The following is an 18,647-nucleotide window of genomic DNA, read 5'->3' as shown; positions in this document are numbered from 1 at the left end:
AATAGAAATTTATGACCCCTTCCTATAATGAACGCGAAGTGTTGGCTCTTCTACAAGAAGAAAGCACACAAAAGCGGGGATTTGAGATGATTGTTACCCAATATAGCGAGCAGTTGTATTGGCAGATTCGTCGTATGGTCCTCTCTCATGAAGATGCCAATGATTTACTTCAGAATACTTTCATTAAAGCATGGATTAATATAGATTATTTCAGGGCAGAGGCTAAACTCTCTACCTGGCTCTATCGCATAGCCTTGAATGAATGCCTCACTTTTCTGAACAAACAACGGGCTGCTTCCACAGTCTCTTTGGATGACCCCGAGGCAGATGCACTTCAAAAGCTTGAAAGTGATCCTTACTTCTCCGGTGATAAAGCAGAGATGGCTTTGCAAAAAGCCTTGCTTGCCTTGCCGGAAAAACAACGTATGGTGTTTAATCTGAAGTATTACCAGGAAATGAAATACGAAGAGATGTCCGATATATTTGGTACTTCCGTAGGTGCCTTGAAGGCTTCCTATCACCATGCCGTGAAGAAAATAGAAAAGTTTTTGGGTGAGGAGTATTAAACCTTTGCCACAAAACAATGTCTAATTAAACAGAAAGGAGAAAGCTTATGAAAGAAGAAGATAAAATACAGAAAAAGATAGGGACGGAAAATCCTTTCCGCGTTCCTGAAGGCTACTTTGAGAATCTTACTTCAGAGGTAATGAACCGGCTTCCCGAAAAAGAGAAACTCATTGCTGTGCAGACAGAGCCTACAATGTGGCAGAAGGTAAGGCCTTGGTTGTATATGACCGCCATGTTTATAGGTGCGGCATTGATTATCCGTGTAGCTTCTTCGGAGCATACTCCATCTGTAGAGCGTATGGCTGCTGATGATACGGAAACAGAAATGGAATATATTAATATGGCTGTAGAGAATTCCATGCTGGATGATTATTCATTGTATGTTTATTTGGCAGACTCTGATGCAGAATAAGGTAACAACACTCAACTATTTAAAAATGAAGAAACTAATTGTTTTATTGGTTATGATATGTGGCATTATGCCTCTGCTTTGGGCTAGCGATGGATGTGACCAGCATCTGTCACCTGAAGAGTTTCGTGCCAAACAAAAAGCGTTTATAACGGAGAAAGCCGGACTGACGAGTGAGGAGGCAGCCAAGTTCTTCCCATTGTATTTTGAATTGCAGGACCGGAAAAAGCAGCTAAATGACGAGGCTTGGAAGTTGCTTCGACAAGGGAAAGATGAAAAAACAACCGAAGCCCAGTATGAGGAAATTATGGAAGGTGTATATGATGCCCGTATCGCTTCTGACCGGTTGGACAAGACCTACTTTGATAAGTTCAAGAAAATATTGCCTTGTAAAAAGATTTATCTGGTGCAAAGGGCTGAAATGCGTTTCCACCGTGAGCTGCTGAAAGGTATGCACAAGAATGGAGATAGTCCCCAGCGAAGACCGCAAGGGAAAAGATGAGTAGTGAATGAATACAAATAAGGAAGGTTGCCACAATGATGTGAGCAACCTTCTTTTGTTAATGAGAGATACCTTTAGAAGAATCATCTTGTTTCCCTTCTTTTTCCAGTACTTTCGCTTCGTTCCATAGCTTATCCATCTCCTCCAGCGTCATGTCATGGAGGTTTTTGCCCTCCTTGATGCTGTGCGCTTCTACATAGTTGAAGCGGTTGATGAACTTCTGGTTGGTCCGTTCCAGCGCATTGTCCGGATTGATTTTGTAGAGGCGGGCAGCGTTGATGAGGCTGAACATGACATCGCCGAATTCAGCTTCAGCTTTTTCCTTATCCATGTGGGCGACTTCTGTCTGGAACTCCCGGATTTCTTCTTTTACCTTATCCCACACCTGTTCGCGTTCTTCCCAGTCGAATCCTACATTGCGTGCCTTGTCCTGGATGCGGTAGGCCTTGATGAGCGAGGGTAGGGCGGCGGGCACACCGCTCAGTACGGTTTTATTCCCATCTTTTTCCTTCAGCTTCAACTGTTCCCAGTTTTCTGAGACCTGACCTGCGGTTTCTGCCTTTACATCGCCGAAGACATGGGGATGGCGGAAAATAAGTTTCTCACAAAGACGGTCGCACACGTCTTTCATATCGAAATCACCGGTTTCGGAGCCTATCTTTGCATAAAAAGCCACATGCAGCAGCACATCGCCCAGCTCTTTGCAGATGTCACTCTTGTCATCGCGTATCAGGGCGTCACAAAGTTCATAAGTCTCTTCGATGGTATTGGGGCGCAGGCTTTCGTTGGTCTGCTTGCGGTCCCAGGGACATTTCTCGCGCAGCTCGTCGAGTATGTCGAGGAAGCGGCCGAAGGCTTCCATCTGTTCTTTTCTTGTATGCATGATTTTGAAATTTAGTTTTTCCATTCTTCGTATGAGATAAGCAAGCCTATTACTTCCGAATAGTTCTTGCGTCCGCTTTGAATCTTGTTTCCTTTAAGGTACAAGTCGTAGATAAAGTTCTGGATGTCTCCGATGAGCGGACTGTATTTCTCCATCCAGTATTGCTGGTTCTTTTGGGCCAGTTCTATGATTTCAGGACGTATCCGGTTGAAAAGTTCTGCGTATTCTTCTTCGCTCATCAGTCGGCGGGCATTGCCCAGCACATGTGGGAGTACGGAGAAATACCCACTGAAACGAATCTCTTTCACCTGCGAACGGGTGCAGACCTGGTAAGCGTAGAAGTTGGCTTCTGCCTCGCTGGTGATGCCTAAAAAGTGTGCCAGCTCGTGGGCATAAGTAGCAGGATATTGTGGTGGAAGCAAATCGCCGTTCAGCGTGAATTCGCAGAAGAAAGGTCCCATGCTTCCCGTAACACCGACCATGGAAATGAACGGAGTGAAAAGCATGGTCTTCACGCGCGGAGAGGAGTGGGGAGGGCGATGTATCCCCAGCGTATCGCTGATTTGGTTGTATCCGTGTACGCTTTCCCGGCAGACCAATGGTTCGTCAATGGAGGTGACATCTGTATAGGAAGCATTCAGCTTGTCTATATAGTTGTCTACAAATGACTGAAAGATTTCGGGAGTATAGGCAGTATAAGGAATGTTTGTCCTGCCATAGAAATCTTTCTGTGAGTAGTTCAGTCCCCATGCCAGATAGAACCATGCATATATCCACAGCAAGTATTCCATTTCGTTCAGCAGAATCTGTTTCCACTTTTTCTTTTGGATATAGCGTGCCCTGATTGGATTGAAAAGAAGTCCGAGTACACTGAGGAAAATAAACAAGTCGCCTATGGCAAAAGGCATGAGTTTTGAAAAGGAGGACAAGAAATGGGAAATCACCGGATATACAGACTGTGCATATACTTCTCCCAATATTGGAATGAGCTGCGTTGCCCATACAACAGACAGTAATACGATTAATACGACATACCGGATTTTCAATTTGTCTCTCATTTTTATTTTCAACCTACCATTAAGAGGACTATCGACCTCTAACTCCTAAGCCCGGAGGGCGATAACTCCCTTTAACTCCTACTAACTCCTGACTCATTTTGTAGGGACAAAAATATATATTTAAATTTTAATTCATTAATTTTGCGCCCGTTATTCGCAATAAATTAATTATAGAGATTTAAAAACATGGAATTAGCAAGTAAGTACAATCCCGCTGACGTGGAGGGAAAGTGGTACCAGTATTGGTTGGACCACAAATTATTCAGTTCGAAACCCGATGGTCGTGAGCCTTACACCGTCGTCATCCCGCCCCCCAACGTCACCGGTGTGTTGCACATGGGACACATGCTTAATAATACCATACAAGATATTCTGGTACGCCGTGCCCGCATGGAAGGCAAGAATGCCTGCTGGGTGCCGGGAACCGACCATGCATCCATTGCTACCGAGGCCAAGGTGGTGAACAAACTTGCCGCACAAGGCATCAAGAAGACAGACCTTACCCGCGACGAGTTCTTGAAGCATGCCTGGGAATGGACTGACGAACATGGCGGCATCATCTTGAAGCAGCTCCGCAAGCTGGGTGCTTCTTGCGATTGGGATCGTACAGCTTTTACTATGGATGAGAAACGCAGTGAAAGCGTGCTCAAGGTTTTTGTTGACTTGTATAACAAAGGTCTGATTTATCGTGGTGTCCGCATGGTGAACTGGGACCCTAAGGCACTGACCGCACTTAGTGACGAGGAAGTAATCTACAAAGAAGAGCACAGCAAGCTGTACTATCTGAAGTATATGGTAGAAGGTGACCCCGAAGGACGTTATGCAGTGGTTGCTACCACCCGCCCTGAAACCATCATGGGAGATACAGCCATGTGCATCAATCCGAATGACCCCAAGAATACCTGGTTGAAGGGTAAGAAGGTGATTGTTCCGTTGGTAGGACGTGTTATTCCGGTTATCGAGGACGATTACGTAGATATAGAGTTCGGTACCGGTTGTCTGAAGGTAACTCCTGCCCACGATGTGAACGACTACATGCTGGGTGAGAAGTACAATCTGCCGAGCATTGACATCTTCAATGATAACGGAACGCTTAGTGAAGCTGCCGGCTTGTATATCGGTATGGACCGTTTCGATGTGCGCGAGCAGATTGAGAAGGACCTGGCTGCTGCCGGTCTGTTGGAGAAAGTGGAAGCCTATACCAACAAGGTAGGTTTCTCCGAACGTACCAACGTGCCCATCGAACCGAAACTTTCCATGCAGTGGTTCTTGAAGATGCAGCACTTTGCCGACATGGCTTTGCCGCCGGTGATGAATGATGAGTTGAAGTTCTATCCTGCCAAATATAAGAATACGTACAAGAACTGGTTGGAAAATATCAAGGACTGGTGTATCAGCCGCCAGTTATGGTGGGGGCATCGCATTCCTGCTTATTTTTTGCCGGAAGGTGGTTATGTAGTGGCTGCCACTCCCGAAGAAGCCTTGGCATTGGCAAAAGAGAAAACGGGTAATGCAGACCTTAAACTGGAAGACCTTCGTCAGGATGAGGACTGCCTGGATACTTGGTTCTCCTCCTGGTTGTGGCCCATCTCTTTGTTTGACGGTATCAACAATCCGGGTAACGAGGAGATAAACTACTATTATCCTACCAGCGACTTGGTGACCGGTCCGGACATTATCTTCTTCTGGGTAGCCCGTATGATTATGGCAGGCTATGAATATGAAGGTAAGATGCCGTTCCAGAATGTTTATTTTACGGGTATTGTCCGTGACAAGCTGGGACGTAAGATGTCCAAGTCGTTGGGTAATTCTCCCGACCCGCTGGATTTGATTGAGAAATACGGTGCCGATGGTGTACGTATGGGCATGATGCTTTCAGCTCCTGCTGGCAATGACATCCTCTTTGACGATGCACTGTGTGAGCAAGGACGTAACTTCAATAATAAGATATGGAACGCTTTCCGTCTGATTAAAGGTTGGGAAGTCAGTGCGGAAGTTCCGGTACCGGAAGCTTCAGAACTGGCAATACGCTGGTTTGAGGCCAAGCAGAATGAAGTGGCTGCCGAAGTGGCTGATTTGTTCAGCAAGTACCGTTTGAGTGAAGCGCTGATGGCTGTTTACAAACTGTTCTGGGACGAATTCTCTTCCTGGTATCTGGAAATGATTAAACCGGCATACGGCCAGCCCATCAACCGGAAAGTGTATGAAGCAACTATCGGTTTCTTTGATAACTTGTTGCATCTGCTCCATCCGTTCATGCCATTTATTACAGAGGAGTTGTGGCAGCATCTTTGCGACCGTACAGACGGTGAGAGCTTGATGGTAAGCCCGTTGTCAATGTCGGCATTGGTAGATGAGGATATCATCCGGGAGTTTGAAGTGGTGAAAGAGGTTATCAGCAATATCCGTTCCATCCGTTTGCAGAAGAACATCGCCCAAAAAGAGACACTTGAGTTGCAGGTTATCGGTGAGAATCCGGTTGTGGCATTCAACGCGGTTATCATGAAAATGTGTAACCTTTCCTCCATCAATATAGTGGAGAACAAGGCCGACGGTGCTGCTTCCTTCATGGTAGGTACTACGGAATATGCCGTACCTTTGGGTAATATGATTGACGTGGAAGCCGAGATAGCCCGTATGGAGGCCGAACTGAAGCATAAGGAAGGATTCTTGCAGGGTGTGCTGAAGAAACTGGGTAACGAGAAGTTTGTGAATAATGCTCCTGCCGCCGTTCTTGAGATGGAACGCAAGAAGCAGGCAGATGCTGAAAGTATCATCAAATCTCTCAAGGAAAGTATTGCAGCATTGAAAAAGGCATAACTGTCCATCACATAAAACAGAGAAAAAGCTCCGGAACCTTCAACTCCGGAGCTTTTTTTAGCGGTATAATGAACTGTTTATTTGAACAGTTCTGCTACGCACCACATCAGGCGTGCGGTGGTGTGTGTCCAGATTTCCTTGTAAGTGCAGTTATTTTGCATCGGGAAGTAGGGTTCGTCCTCATTTTCGAATGTTTCGATTCCTACGGGCACGGCTCCCACAACATTTCCGGCGTATGCCCCGTAAAGCGGCGGATAGTCATATCCGTCTCCATAAACGGTACTCATGGCAAACGGGTTGTAGCCTAATATGTATTCTACCTGGCGGGTTGCAATATCCCTTAACGCTTTATCATTGAATAGGCGTGCAAGGATAAAGGCAGCCTTGGCTTTGCCCATGACAACAGCGTGGAATCCCCTGAACTGATAGGCGACGGGGAAACGGCGCAGATAGAAATCCTTCGAGAGAGGGATGCCGTTGCGCACTTGTGCATTGTATTCTTCCAGGCTGGGAAGCCCTACCTGCTCTCCTTCGTGGTACAGATTCTTATAATCGGTATTATCCACCTCGTATACGGCGCTTGGCAGTATGCCGTACGGCTCAATCAGTTGTGAAATCCCGCGTAGATAGTCTGCATAGGCTTCACAGGATGCCTTCCACAACGGGGCGTCCGGATGGGTAGGGGCATCTGTCAGTAGCATCGAGAGTCCTTCAGCCATCAAGTGCTCTTGGCTTTGGTGATAATAGGCCAGAATACGTTTTTTCCGGGAAGATTCATAGAAGAAACCTCGTAGGGGGATTTTCCAGTCGGTACGCTTTTCCAACTGTTGGCCCGCCATGACGGTACGTGCCAGCCGGGTTGCCCAGTCCAGATAGTAAACATCTTGTGTAAGGCGGTACAAACGCATGGCTGTGACGGTGGCAAGGGCATAAAGTTCTGTTTCGTTCTGTTCCGTCCTTTGTGTATCCAGCAGGTCGATGGCGAATTGGAAGTCCTCAATGGCACTGTTCCGGCACCACCGTGCAAACACTGGGTCTTTCTTTTCAAAATGAGGGGCGGCGAGTGCGCAACTGGAAGCGGCTTTCAGATTGTCCGTAGGCGTATTTCGTGCTTCTGTCTGCATGTCGTCTTTGTCACCACGGATATTCTTTGTCCAAATGCCGATAATCAGTCCACCCAGTCGGTAGCCGTCACCGAAGCGGGTACGCAGAATCCAGTTCACTCCCCAGCGTGCCTCTTCCAGCAGGCGTTCGTAGAAGATACTGTCTTTGCTTTGTACGGCACCGGCCATTTCGAGGAGGGCGATGCACGATTCGGCTGTATTTCCCGTTCCTTGAGTCAGGTCGGCTGCATCGTGCCATCCTCCGGCAATGCTCATGCTCCGTCCGTCGGGATGATAGGCGAATACATCCTGATGGCATTCCTGATGAATGCCGGGCTGGTCGAAACCGCAACGTTCGGAAAAGAAGAAGTTCAGCGTGTGCCAGGCGGTAGACAGGTAGGCATCATTTCCGATGGGGAAAGGCTTTGATTGTACATCACCGATGGAGAGGAAGTATTGTCCGGGCGTATTGAAACTGCTGAAGTCCAGTACAAGAAATCCTTTGTCCAGCTTCTTGTCCTGATTCAGAGGACTGGCCGTACCTTGATAAACGGTTTGTCCCGTGGCGGCATCGTGCAGGCTGAAAGTCCTTTCCGGCATGTGCTGCACCAAAGCCTGCTTGCGTGCTCCAGGCTTGTATCCGCTGTGGCAGTAGGCCATTGCATCTTTTCGCAGATCGAATCCCCGGCTGTTTTCCGCTTCTACCTTTTCGATGCGCATGTCGTCTATGTATAGGCTCATGCGTTCGCTGGCTCCTGCAGGAGCACCTGCCAGCATGATGTTTACCGAAAAGCCGGTGACACAGTCACGGTATAGGTCCGGTATCTCCCATATGATGTGCTGCCATTTGTTGGGATAGACAGTCTCGAAGTGTTGTCCTTCAAAGCGTCCGGGAGTCGGCATGATTTTCTCTCCTTCATTGTATAGGGTGAATCCGGCAAAGGTCAGATAAACGCCCGGTGCATCCACATATACCCAAACGGCAAAGCGGTTGTATTCCCGCAAGTCTTCCCGGTCGAGGGGACGGATAATCTCCGGGGTGGCGTAATTCCGGTTTGTTGGATTCTTCTTGCCCAGGGAGGCAGGAGTGTCCAGACGGACACTTCCTTTGCCTGAGACAGTGACTTTACGGTCCACATGTATGGTTCCGGGTCCGGTGTGGCGCAGAGCGCCGAAATCTTCGGCCAGGGGGAGTACCCTGCTTTTCAATACCTTTTTCTTTTCCCACCGCGTCAGTCCGGCGTGTGCGGGATTAGCTTTCATTATGCGGTGCACATGATTGCTTTGCTGTAATTGTTTCTCCAGTTCCGTATCGGGTTTCCACGGAGCTTGTGCTTGTGCCTGCATGCAGCAGCATGCCAGCAGCAGTGTTCGGATGATGTATTTCATGGTATTCAGTGTTTGGTTTCAGGGTAAGCATGAAAAGGAGCCTTGAACTCCGGACGTAATGTATAAGTATCCTTCAGTGGGAAATCTGTGGGAACTTCTTGGGTGACGGCGCCGGTGGCAGCCCATTCGCATCCCCGGAGTAAAGTCACCTGGAAACCGGTGCAGCGCATGGAGTAAGTCATGTTCGGGTCGTTGCCGCAGTGCCCCAGGAGGTCGACGAATATGCGCCCTTTCCCGTAGCTTACTGTCCACATCAACGGTTCATGCCGTCCGCGTTCGTAGGCGGTTGCCAATATTTCCATGTTTCTTACCGGACCGCGTAGGCGGGTATATATCTCGTCCTTGAAGTGTTTCCATTGAGGAGGCAATCCTTGCAGGATAGGATGATGGGGGGCGCGGTGTTCTATGACGGTTTCGTGCTGCAAGCCGTGGTAGCCGGCATACCCCGGAGAGTAGTCGTAGACGTATTGTCCGTCTTTCCAGTACAGATACGGACCGTCCTTTTCGTTTCGTCCGTCCCATGCCCCCATGCCTATTATCTCGTTGTATTCTTTCCAGTCGGCCATCGGGACGACGGAAGAATGTATCACTACCACACCGCCTCCATCGGCAACGTATTTCTCGAAATTCTTGCGTACGGGCTCTGTCCATGTAGCTCCGCCGTAGTTGATGACGATTAAATCATATTGGTGGAAATCGGGTTTGAAGGTAGCGATGTCTCCACCAAAGTCGGGTGTAAAGGCGAAGTCCACTTTGAACATTCCGCTGTTTTCCAATATCTGCTTCATGGCTTCGCAGGCGCCTTGCCAGTAATGGCTGCCGTCCTGCCCGGCTATCATCATGGTTTTGATTACTTTCTTTTGCTGTGCGTGTGTGTGCGAGGCAGCTCCTATATAAATAAGGAGTACCAGGATAAGTGTCAGTCTTGTTTTCATTTTCCGGAAGATTTAAAGTTTTTGCCAGTAGGGTTCCATTCTATACGGTCGTAGCAGCGTGTGGTGCGCAGATTGTAACCTTGTTCGTCTACGCTGAACTTTCCGTCTTTGAAGTAGGATATGTAGAGCTCGGAGATGCCGTCCTTGTTGCGGTCTTCTACAAGGAGATTGTACTTGTCGGTGACATAAATCTCGTCGGAAATGTATTGTATTTCTTTGGTATAGTTGTCTACGATTGCATAGTAGGCCTTGAAAAGGTCGAAAGTGGGGTAGTGCCCGTTGTCACGTCCGAAAAGCATTACTTCTTCAAGGGCATCGTCCCCATCCATATTGGCAAATACGGATTGCTGAAAGGAAAATCCCGGTTTTTGTACTTGTGGAGGGATATTGTCCCATCCTTCCTGATGGGCTGTCACTGAAAATTGCGCTTGTGCATGGATGACGTACACCAGCGCCGACAATAGGATAATCAGTTTTCTCATTGCGTGCATTTTGAGGTTATGATAATAATAGGGTTACTTCTTGCTTATATGACCGGTGGCCCGGAGTTTTCCCTAACTTTTTTTAGAATAATTAATGAACACGGGATGTATAGGGACTTAGTGCCTCTCCCATCAGGACTGAACCGGTCTGACCCGTATACTGAGAGGTCATAACATCCGCATCCTTTCCATTAAAACACCCGGATGTTTTTGGGTAATACACCCAGATGTTTTTGGGTAATACATCCGGGTGTTTTGGGTGAAAACATCCCCATGTATTGGGGTAAAACATCCGGATGTTTTGACCTCTCAGTTCTATACTCTTTAGGGCTAAGTCCCGGTGTGTAGCCGACAAGGTATAGGGGACGTTCCGCTTATGTATGGTCTTAATGCGAGGTGAGCAGGTGCATCAATATCAGTGGCAGATAATCTTTCAGCTTGACCCTTAAAATCTTCAAAGCCTGCTGGATGCGGTAGTCTACCGTTTTTGGGGAAACGTTGAGTAGTTCGGCAGCTTCCTTGTAACTCAGATTCTGGAAACGATGCATGATGAAAGCTTCCCTATAAGTAGGCGGCAGTTCGTTGATGGCCCTTTGTATATGCTTGCTTAATTCGTTGATTTGATAGATATCCACCTCCTGCAGCATGGCGAACATTCGTTCATAGTAAGCGGTGTCTGCCCGTTGCTTCACTTCATTTTGGGCAATCCGGGTCATGCAACGATGGTAGACAGCCTTGAACAGATATTGCTTGAGCGAATATTCGATAACGGGTCTTTCTCGGTTTTCCCAAAGCCATAGCATGACGTCCTGAACAATCTCTTCTGCATCTTCCAACCGGACAAAACGATAGCAGTAGGTGCAGAGCACTGAATAGTACTTTTGAAATAACACATCAAAAGCACTTCTATCTCCTTTTTGTATGGCGGATAATAAAGATGTATCTTCTAATGGTATGTTTCTCATAGGGTGGGGGTTCATTATTGTTGGGCAAAAATAGCTTTTTTTCCTATTATAATCTAAGTATATAAAATATTTTTAGTTTTTTGTTTAGGAGTTCTTTTCACCCGTTTGTCTTTAGATTAAAGCTAGCAATAAAAATTATGGTAAAAAGAGAGGGAATGGAGAACCTGCTTCTCAGGTATTATGAAGGAGAGACAACGGAGGATGAAACTGCTCTGATAAAGGAGTGGCTGGAAGCATCGGAAGAGAACCGCAGGACAGCCCGCCAGATTCAGACACTCGGTCTGGCGGCGGACATGGCGCAGATTTCATCCAGGCTGGATGTAAAGAAGGCCTTGGAGGATGTACATCGTAAGATGAAACAGAAAAAGGTCAATAGGTATCAGGTATTATTTAGAGGGATGCAACGGGCGGCCGCCATTTTATTCATCCCTTTGATGGTATCGTGGTCTATCCTTTATTGGGACAAGGATAAAGAAGAGATACATATGATGGAAGTCAGGACAAATCCGGGAATGACTACTTCTGTCGAATTGCCGGATGGAACGGAAGTCGTTCTGAACTCGTCGTCGTCGTTGCGCTATCCTTCCCGGTTTGCCGATGATAAAAGGGAAGTGAAGTTGGTGGGTGAAGCATTCTTTTCTGTCGCAAAAGATGAAAAGAAGTTCATTGTCGGCACGCTGAACAATTCCAAGATAGTGGTACATGGAACGGAGTTCAACGTAGAGGCTTACAAAGGGAGCAGGACGGTACAGACCACTTTGGTTTCGGGTAAAGTCAGTTTCTCCTATGTGAATAACGGCAGGAGGAATAATGTAATGATGATGCCGGGGCAAAAGGTTATTTATGATATAGTGCGGGAAAAGGTCGTTGTGAAAGAAGTCAATGTAGACGTGGAAACATGTTGGAAGGACGGACGTTTGATTTTCAGGAACACTCCGTTTGAAGATATATTGAAGAGTTTGAGCAAAAGATATAATGTGGAATTCATTCTGAAAAAGGCTTCATTGAAGCAGAATTCCTTTACGGCTACATTTACCAAACAACGTTTGGAGCGAATATTGGAGCACTTCCGAATATCCTCGAATATTCATTTCAAGTTTGTTGAAGATGGTGATGTGGATGCCGAGAGACAGGTAATAGAAGTTTATTAACCCTTTAAAAAGTAGTATGATGAAACACAAGTCCGTTTAGAAAAACATGCAGGAAAATGTTGGCGCATTTTCCTGCATGAAACACAGTAACTTTTAAATATCTGTTTGGCGACAGATAAAGTAACTTTATTTTTTCACTAGAAATCAATACAAAATTATGAAAAAACACTATTGTATCCAATCATTTAGGGCAAAAAGTGTCCTGATGAGATGCATGAAAAAAATTCCTCTTGCTATGAGATGCACATTATTTATGTTGTTTTGTTTGGTTGGTATGACTTTTGCCAATGAAGGTTATGCTCAAAAGACAATGGTAAACATTGCTCTTGAAGACAAGACCGTTGATGAAGTACTGACAGAATTGGAACAGGGTACTGAATTCGTTTTCTTCTACAACAACAAGCAGATTGACGTTAAGCGCCGTGTATCGGTCCGGGCAAATAACAAAACCATATTCAAGGTTCTGAACGATGTATTCAAAGGAACCAATATAGGCTATAAGGTATTGGACCGTAATATAATCCTTTATGATAAAGCTGTAGGAGCTGATGGGGTACAGATGGCTTTGCAGGCTGCGACGGTGAAAGGTTCTGTGGTCGATGCAACCGGTGAACCGGTGATTGGTGCCAGTATCTTGGTGCAGGGAACTACCAACGGTGTCATAACAGACATTGACGGTAATTTCATTCTGACCAATGTGGGCTCTGATGCTACTCTTATAATAAGCTATGTAGGTTATAAGACACAAAACATAAAGGTTGCAGGCCGAAATTCGTTCAAGATAGTTTTGGTAGAAGATGCTGAGATATTGGATGAAGTGGTTGTTGTAGGATATGGTGTACAGAAGAAAGAATCACTGACCGGTGCCATTGCAGCCATTGGTGCTGATGAAATAGCTACGACCAAGACCGAGAATCTGATTAGCAATATTCAAGGTAAGATGCCGGGACTATTGATTCGCCAGAAAACCGGAGAGCCGGGAACTTTCGACAATATGGTGAGCATTCGCGGTTATGGTGACCCGTTGGTGGTAATTGATGGTATCACGCGTGAAGGTACTGAAGAACTTGCACAGCTGAATTCTGAGGATATAGAAAGTATCTCTATTTTGAAAGATGCTTCTGCCGCTATTTATGGTATGAATGCGGCTAATGGCGTAATCATTGTTACTACCAAAAAAGGTGTGGCCGAAAAGACCAGAGTATCTTACTCGGCATTGTTCGGTATGAAGAATGCCACGGGTATGGAAGAAACGGTAGATGCTTATACTTATCGCATGTTGGCCAATGAAAGGGCACGTAATGACCAGGCTGCCCCTGAATACACTGACGATATTCTGGAACTGTATAGAACCGGGGCTAAGGGTTATACAGACAATAACTGGATTGACATGTTTATGAATAAACTGGCGTTCCAGCAATCGCATACTGTTTCTGTGAGAGGCGGAACGGATAAGGTGAAATATTATGTGAGCTTCGGCTATAATGGCGATAATGGTTTGCTGAAGAGTGGTATCCAATACTATCATAGATATAATCTGAGAAGTAACCTGACTGCAGAGCTTACGAAAGGGCTGAAACTGAATGTGAATCTGTCCGGGCGTTGGGATGAAACCCAAAGGCCGAGAGAGGATTTTATGTGGACTTTTAAGACTTTGATGGTTAATGACCGTGGTATCGGTACTCATACGATTAATAATCCCAATCATTTGTCTGCAATCGGTCCTGAAAACAAGAATCCTTTTGCGTTGGTTGATCCGGATATAGACGGTTATCGCAAGAACAGAGGCCTGACGTATTCTGCCGATGTGGAATTGAATTGGCAAGTTCCTTTTGTAAAAGGGTTGGCATTGAGTCTTTTGGGGTCATTTGACGGTAACAATCGTAACAACTCTTCTTTAAATCGTTCTTATCCGTTGTATGATTATTATACAGATGCGCCTGCCGGTACGGGAGGTAGTACTGATGCTTATTCCAATACGATGAGAATATATCAGAAGATTTATGGTAGGTTGCAGGCTAATTATATGCGTTCTTTCAATCAGCACAATTTGAATGTGACAGCTGTGGCAGAGTTGAGCAGTACACGACGCGATGAATTATCCGGTTCCCGGCAATATTCAGAGTTATTTACTAATGATATTTTGAATCAGGCAAGTCCGGGTACAGCTACCAATTCAGGGTATCGTAGTTTTGGCCGTTTAGCAGCCTATCTGATGCGTGCGAACTATGATTATGCCGGTAAATACTTGTTGGAAGTAGTAGGGCGTTATGATGGTTCTTATCGTTATGCTCCTTCTAAGCGTTGGACGTTCTTCCCGTCGGTAAGTGCCGGATGGCGACTTTCGGAAGAAAGTTTCATCAAGGACAATTTGCCGTTTATTACTAATTTGAAAATCAGGGGTTCTTTTGGGCAAAGTGGATATGATGCCGGTGATCCTTTCCAATATGTATCTGCTTATAATTCAGCTTCTAATGGTTATGTTTTTGATGGTGCCAGCCAGATTATGGGTATGGTAGCTCCTGGTGTAGTGACTGACCGGCTTTCTTGGGTTACATCTTCTATTTCCAATGTAGGTCTGGATTTTGACTTATGGAACGGTAAGTTGAGTGGTACTATCGAGTGGTTCAATCGTAAGAATGAAGGCATTTTGGCCGACCGTGCACAATCTGCTCCTGATACATTTGGTGCAAGTTTCCCGAAGGAAAATCTGAATTCTAACCGGAACCGGGGTTTTGAGATTGAATTGGGACACAGAGGACAAATCGGTAAGGACTTCTCATATTCAGTAAGTGCTAATTTTACGTATGCCCGTGAAAGAAGTCTGCATGTGGAACATGCAGAATATACCAGTTCTATGGATAGATGGCTGAATGGAAAGGAAAACCGTAACAGTAATGTGATGTGGTTGTATAAATACGATGGCCAATATACTTCTTTGGAACAGTATGAAACGGCTCCTTTGATTGGTGGGAACTTGGGTAACTCTAAGATGCTTCCGGGTAGTTACAGATTGCTTGACCTGAATGGTGATGGTAGAATTAACAGCAGTGACCGTGTTCCGGAGTTTTGGGCAACCGGTGCAAATCCTCCTATCCAGTATGGGTTGACTTTGGCGGCTTCTTATAAGAATTTTGATCTCAATATGCTGTTTCAAGGAGCTTCCGGTTACTCCATCGGATATGCCAATGATGATGTTTGGGGATATGGTGGCAAGACAAATAAATCTTATTTAATTGCGAAATATGTAGATCGTTGGCATCCTGCAAATATAACAGATGATCCGTATAATCCTGCCACACAATGGGTAGCCGGCTATTATCCGGCATTACGCCACAATTTCTCTAATACTTCGGATAATGGTAGTAGATGGAATTATGGTATTTCCGTTTGGCTTCCGCAAGCTACTTATCTCCGTTTGAAGAGTATGGAGATCGGTTACAATCTGCCAAAATCATTTATGAAAAGAATCGGGTTGAACAGTGCCCGTATCTTTGTCAATGGTTCAAATCTGCTTACGTTCTGTAACAAGGCTTTGAAGGATGCTGACCCCGAACGTGAGGAAAGGGATTGGGGAGCCAACTTGGCATATCCGTTGATGAGAACTTATAACTTTGGGTTAAACATAAACTTTTAATTCTGAAATACCATGAAAAAAAATATTTTATCGATATTCTCATTATGTGCATTGATGGGATTGTCCGGTTGTAATGCCTTCTTGGAACTTGAACCGCTGGATAAAGTGTCTCCCGATCAGTTATTGGAGACAGAAGGTGGTGTAAAGGCACTATTGGCAAACATATATACCATGATTCCTATGGAAGATTTTAATTATCGTCCGAACGCTGGTTTTAATCAACGCGGTTATGATGGTGTGAATGAAACTACTAATTTGGCATTTCTTACCGACGAAGCTACCCGTAGTGACGGAGGAGTGGATATAGGTTACGAAGGATTCAATTATTGGCCCTATGGAGATATTCGTCAGGTGAATATTTTTATGCAGAATGTAGAAAAAGCCAAAGAAGCAGGAACAATTTCTGTTGCAGATGCGGATCGTATGACTGGTGAAGCCCATTTTGCACGTGCTTATATGTATTATGGGCTTGTAAAAAGATATGGAGGCGTTCCTCTGATTGACAAAGTGCAGGACGATGATTATGCCGATGGTGGACCGGGCGCTGTGGCAGTTCCCCGCAGTACAGAGTTGGATACTTGGAAATTTGTATTGAATGAGTGCACCCTTGCTGCTGCTACTTTGCCCGATGCGACTTCTGGTTCGGATTTGTATCGCGTAACCAAGTGGGCAGCTTATGCGTTGAAGTCAAGAGTTGCACTTCATGCAGCTTCTGTAGCCAAGTATTGGAATCTGGCACCTTTGGCTGGTGAAGCTGTCACTCAGAAACTGGTGGGTGGAATGACTTCTGCCGATGCCGATGCATTCTATAAAGAATGTATTGAAGCATCTAAGTCCCTTATAGAGAATTCCGGTAAATCTCTTTATAAGCCTGCTCCGGCTACTGTTAAGGAGGCTGCATCAAACTTCCAGGCCTTGTTCCTGAATGACCAGAATGAAGAGGTCATTTTCAGTAAAGCGTATCTTAATGGAACAACCAATACTAATCAAGGACATAGCTATGCTCAGTTTAATATCCTTCCTCAAGTCAATCCGGGCGCTCTGAAATATGGACGTTTCAATCCGATGTTGGAAATCGTTGATTTGTTTGAAGATTATACGGATGACGGCACGGGAAAAAGTGCAAAGATTGTAACTCGTACGGATGGGAATGAAGATGCTTATATCCCTAATTTCCATAATATGAATAATGCTTCTGTAGTGAACACCTTGATGTCGGTACCTTTTGTTAAATATAACGATTTGTATGAACCGTTTGCCAACAAGGATGCACGTCTGTTGGCAAGTGTGGTTGTGCCGGGTTCATCTTATGCCGGCACTGAGATTATTATCCAGGGCGGATTTATTAAGGACAATAATAGCTATGTGGCTTATTCAAACGAGTCTACTCAGAAAAATGGAACAACATATTATGCTTTAGGAGCCGAAGGTGAAACCATGTTCTCTGGATTTAATAATGTGAACAGTGGTGAGGATGCTAATTGGACTGCTACAGGTTTTGGAGTTCGTAAGTATATGCCCGAGGGCGAGAGCATGTCTCCCGACCGTCTTTCGTCCACTACCTCTTATATTGATATGCGTTTGGCAGAAGTCTACCTGAATTATGCTGAGGCTGTTGTGGAAAATGGTAGTGGATTTGGCGATAAGGAATTGGCTGAGAACTATTTGAATGCTTTGCGACGTAGAGCCGGACATACCGACCGGATATCTTTGACATTAGAGAGTGTTTTGAAGGAACGTCGTGTGGAGATGGCGTTTGAAGGAAAGCGTTTTTGGGATATGAATCGTCGTAGGGAATTCCATACTGAGTTCAGCAATAATAGAATTCGTAAAGCTTTGGTGCCGATGCTTGACTTGCGTGGTGCAGAGCCTAAATATGTCTTTGCAAGGGTGAACTACTTTGGTGACGAAACAAGAGGAGGGCGTACTTTCCAGAACATCAACTACTATAGGGGCATACCTAATATTGCCACGAATGGTTTAGTTCAGAATCCAGGTCATTAATTTGAATAATATTAAGTAGAAAGTTATGAAAAAGATATTGTTATTTGTGTCATGCTTCTTATTTGCATTGACATCTTGTGAAATTGATAATTATGAGGGACCGGATGCTTCCATACATGGTTCTATCCTTGACGAACAGACAGGTGAACTTGTAGGTTCCGATATGGAAAACGGTAATGCAATTAAAGTGAGGGAGCATGGATTTACTAATGCTACGGATCAAACCTGGTATATCACAAATACCGGAGAATATCGTAACAATATGGTTTTTGCTGCCACTTATGATGTTCGTTTTGAAAATGGGAATTTTTATCCATTTGAAGTGAAGGATTTTGTTGTTAAGTCAGGGGATAATGTGTATGATTTCAAGGTTATTCCTTATATTCGCGTCAAAAGTCCAAAAGTAGAAAAGAATGGCAATGTAATTACTGCTACATTCTCGTTGGAAGCTGGTAAACAAGAAGTGAAATTGAAAGAGATTCAGTTGTTTGCTTTTTCAGATATGTGGGTAGGTAACAATGTGAAATTGACGTTGAATGGAGGGACTGATAAGCAAGTGTTTAGTCCGAGTACTGCTATAAATAGCGCTGATATTTATACATTGTCCATCGATCTGGGACAAAATGCTGATGTCTTGAAATACAGCAAGAATTATTATTTCCGTATTGGCGCTCTGGCTGATGTTTCGGGTGTGGGCACTGTACGGCATAATTATGCGCCGGTAGTAGTTATAAAATTGTAA

The 18,647-nt window shown here is 45.1% G+C and carries 14 protein-coding genes; 8 read left to right on the top strand and 6 right to left on the bottom strand.

Annotated elements, in window-relative coordinates; all coding sequences use genetic code 11:
• Positions 1-11 precede the first annotated feature (11 nt).
• The 3 genes from DW800_RS15360 to DW800_RS15350 are packed head-to-tail and all read left to right on the top strand — an operon-like array spanning position 12 to position 1,478.
• The gene (locus DW800_RS15360) at positions 12-566 is read left to right on the top strand and encodes an RNA polymerase sigma factor (RefSeq protein ID WP_005831992.1); all 555 of its coding nucleotides are present in this window, start codon (positions 12-14) and stop codon (positions 564-566) included.
• Between the two features lie 47 nt (positions 567-613).
• Positions 614-979: a hypothetical protein gene (locus tag DW800_RS15355; RefSeq protein WP_005831990.1), complete on the top strand. Its 366-nt coding sequence runs from the start codon at positions 614-616 to the stop codon at positions 977-979.
• Positions 980-1,004: 25 nt separating this feature from the next.
• Complete coding sequence (locus DW800_RS15350; protein WP_034526159.1) at positions 1,005-1,478, top strand: hypothetical protein; 474 nt, start codon at positions 1,005-1,007, stop codon at positions 1,476-1,478.
• A gap of 58 nt (positions 1,479-1,536) precedes the next feature.
• Here DW800_RS15350 and mazG read toward each other — a convergent pair whose 3' ends face one another.
• Together mazG and DW800_RS15340 are read right to left on the bottom strand one after the other, a co-directional pair.
• The gene (gene mazG, locus DW800_RS15345) at positions 1,537-2,364 is read right to left on the bottom strand and encodes a nucleoside triphosphate pyrophosphohydrolase (RefSeq protein ID WP_034526155.1); all 828 of its coding nucleotides are present in this window, start codon (positions 2,362-2,364) and stop codon (positions 1,537-1,539) included.
• Between the two features lie 8 nt (positions 2,365-2,372).
• On the bottom strand, positions 2,373-3,419 hold the full coding sequence (locus DW800_RS15340) for a DUF3810 domain-containing protein (RefSeq protein ID WP_005831985.1): 1,047 nt from the start codon (positions 3,417-3,419) through the stop codon (positions 2,373-2,375).
• 186 nt (positions 3,420-3,605) lie between these two features.
• Here DW800_RS15340 and DW800_RS15335 point away from each other — a divergent pair, with 186 nt between their 5' ends.
• Positions 3,606-6,239 carry a valine--tRNA ligase gene (locus DW800_RS15335; protein ID WP_005831983.1) on the top strand — a complete coding sequence of 878 codons (2,634 nt, stop codon included), beginning with the start codon at positions 3,606-3,608 and terminating at the stop codon, positions 6,237-6,239.
• 77 nt (positions 6,240-6,316) lie between these two features.
• Here the strand turns inward: DW800_RS15335 and DW800_RS15330 are convergent, their stop codons facing one another.
• From DW800_RS15330 to DW800_RS15310, 4 genes are all read right to left on the bottom strand, one after another.
• Positions 6,317-8,731 carry a glycoside hydrolase family 9 protein gene (locus DW800_RS15330; RefSeq protein ID WP_057255725.1) on the bottom strand — a complete coding sequence of 805 codons (2,415 nt, stop codon included), beginning with the start codon at positions 8,729-8,731 and terminating at the stop codon, positions 6,317-6,319.
• A 5-nt stretch (positions 8,732-8,736) separates the two neighbouring features.
• The gene (locus tag DW800_RS15325) at positions 8,737-9,666 is read right to left on the bottom strand and encodes a ThuA domain-containing protein (RefSeq protein WP_039162911.1); all 930 of its coding nucleotides are present in this window, start codon (positions 9,664-9,666) and stop codon (positions 8,737-8,739) included.
• Positions 9,663-10,157, bottom strand: a complete 495-nt coding sequence (locus tag DW800_RS15320) for a hypothetical protein (protein WP_008665232.1) — start codon at positions 10,155-10,157, stop codon at positions 9,663-9,665. Before DW800_RS15320 ends, DW800_RS15325 begins: the two co-directional genes overlap by 4 nt.
• 377 nt (positions 10,158-10,534) lie before the next feature.
• Complete coding sequence (locus tag DW800_RS15310) at positions 10,535-11,113, bottom strand: RNA polymerase sigma-70 factor (protein WP_022401932.1); 579 nt, start codon at positions 11,111-11,113, stop codon at positions 10,535-10,537.
• Between the two features lie 137 nt (positions 11,114-11,250).
• Here DW800_RS15310 and DW800_RS15305 point away from each other — a divergent pair, with 137 nt between their 5' ends.
• The 4 genes from DW800_RS15305 to DW800_RS15290 all read left to right on the top strand — a co-directional run bounded on the left by DW800_RS15305 (position 11,251) and on the right by DW800_RS15290 (position 18,647).
• Positions 11,251-12,264, top strand: a complete 1,014-nt coding sequence (locus DW800_RS15305; protein ID WP_117680908.1) for a FecR family protein — start codon at positions 11,251-11,253, stop codon at positions 12,262-12,264.
• Between the two features lie 235 nt (positions 12,265-12,499).
• Entirely contained in the window at positions 12,500-15,901 is a 3,402-nt protein-coding gene (locus DW800_RS15300; RefSeq protein WP_117680916.1) for a TonB-dependent receptor, read from the top strand.
• 12 nt (positions 15,902-15,913) lie between these two features.
• Complete coding sequence (locus DW800_RS15295) at positions 15,914-17,905, top strand: RagB/SusD family nutrient uptake outer membrane protein (protein WP_005831973.1); 1,992 nt, start codon at positions 15,914-15,916, stop codon at positions 17,903-17,905.
• Positions 17,906-17,930: 25 nt separating this feature from the next.
• Positions 17,931-18,647 (top strand): DUF3823 domain-containing protein, encoded by a 717-nt coding sequence (locus DW800_RS15290; protein WP_005831972.1) that lies wholly within the window; start codon positions 17,931-17,933, stop codon positions 18,645-18,647.

The organism is Bacteroides sp. AM32-11AC, assembly GCF_003603515.1.
Classification (GTDB): Bacteria; Bacteroidota; Bacteroidia; order Bacteroidales; family Bacteroidaceae; genus Bacteroides; species Bacteroides uniformis.
This window is presented reverse-complemented; position numbering and strand designations above follow the sequence as displayed.

Coding starts and splice junctions, on each gene's coding strand:
- DW800_RS15300 (WP_117680916.1), top strand. CDS start 12,500: ATGAGATGCACATTATTTATGTTGTTTTGTTTGGTTGGTATGACTTTT.
- DW800_RS15290 (WP_005831972.1), top strand. CDS start 17,931: ATGAAAAAGATATTGTTATTTGTGTCATGCTTCTTATTTGCATTGACA.
- DW800_RS15335 (WP_005831983.1), top strand. CDS start 3,606: ATGGAATTAGCAAGTAAGTACAATCCCGCTGACGTGGAGGGAAAGTGG.
- DW800_RS15295 (WP_005831973.1), top strand. CDS start 15,914: ATGAAAAAAAATATTTTATCGATATTCTCATTATGTGCATTGATGGGA.
- DW800_RS15305 (WP_117680908.1), top strand. CDS start 11,251: ATGGTAAAAAGAGAGGGAATGGAGAACCTGCTTCTCAGGTATTATGAA.
- DW800_RS15325 (WP_039162911.1), bottom strand. CDS start 9,666: ATGAAAACAAGACTGACACTTATCCTGGTACTCCTTATTTATATAGGA.
- DW800_RS15355 (WP_005831990.1), top strand. CDS start 614: ATGAAAGAAGAAGATAAAATACAGAAAAAGATAGGGACGGAAAATCCT.
- DW800_RS15310 (WP_022401932.1), bottom strand. CDS start 11,113: ATGAGAAACATACCATTAGAAGATACATCTTTATTATCCGCCATACAA.
- DW800_RS15350 (WP_034526159.1), top strand. CDS start 1,005: ATGAAGAAACTAATTGTTTTATTGGTTATGATATGTGGCATTATGCCT.
- DW800_RS15320 (WP_008665232.1), bottom strand. CDS start 10,157: ATGCACGCAATGAGAAAACTGATTATCCTATTGTCGGCGCTGGTGTAC.
- DW800_RS15340 (WP_005831985.1), bottom strand. CDS start 3,419: ATGAGAGACAAATTGAAAATCCGGTATGTCGTATTAATCGTATTACTG.
- DW800_RS15360 (WP_005831992.1), top strand. CDS start 12: ATGACCCCTTCCTATAATGAACGCGAAGTGTTGGCTCTTCTACAAGAA.
- DW800_RS15330 (WP_057255725.1), bottom strand. CDS start 8,731: ATGAAATACATCATCCGAACACTGCTGCTGGCATGCTGCTGCATGCAG.